The sequence below is a fragment of the Aeromonas enteropelogenes genome (assembly GCF_000819845.1).
In the GTDB taxonomy this organism is placed as follows: Bacteria; Pseudomonadota; Gammaproteobacteria; order Enterobacterales; family Aeromonadaceae; genus Aeromonas; species Aeromonas enteropelogenes.
In genome coordinates this window covers 5,544-6,041 of record NZ_CDCG01000033.1, presented here as the reverse complement: position 1 = coordinate 6,041, position 498 = coordinate 5,544, and the positions used below count along the sequence as shown (strand labels likewise).

General features: G+C 56.8%; 2 protein-coding genes. Both read left to right on the top strand.

The features are described from left to right. A partial coding sequence (locus tag BN1123_RS21405; RefSeq protein ID WP_042027194.1) for an FKBP-type peptidyl-prolyl cis-trans isomerase occupies positions 1 to 154 on the top strand: 154 nt, incomplete at its 5' end. A gap of 149 nt (positions 155 to 303) precedes the next feature. Then, positions 304 to 498: response regulator (locus tag BN1123_RS11765; protein WP_042027193.1), on the top strand; the 195-nt coding region annotated here is incomplete at its 3' end.

Below are 498 nucleotides of genomic sequence, written 5' to 3'. Positions count from 1 at the left end.
GATGCCGGTTGGCTCCAAGTTCAAGTTCTTCCTGCCGTCCAAGCTGGCCTATGGCGAGCATGGTGCAGGCACCATCCCGGCCAATGCCGTGCTGGTGTTTGACGTTGAACTGCTGGACATCGAGAAGCCGGCGGCTGACGACGCTAAAAAGTAAGTTCATCTTGCGCAAAAACGGCTCCTTAGGGAGCCGTTTTTTCTTGTGTCTCTTCGGGATCCGCGGGATAACTGGAGGGGCGTCACCTTGGGTTTGCCCGAGAAAGGTTGCAAAATAAAAGCGCACAATCAATGACAAGGATGAATCCTGTGGCTGAAAACAAACCGCGTGTGCTGTTGGTGGAAGATACCCGGAGTCTGGCGGTCGTCTATGAGCAGTACCTGCGTCAGGATGGTTATGAGGTACTGTTGGCCGATTGTGGCCAGCAGGCGCTGGACCAGCTGATGGCGAGCCCCCCGCCCGTGGTGCTGCTCGATCTGGAGCTGCCGGACATGTCCGGCATG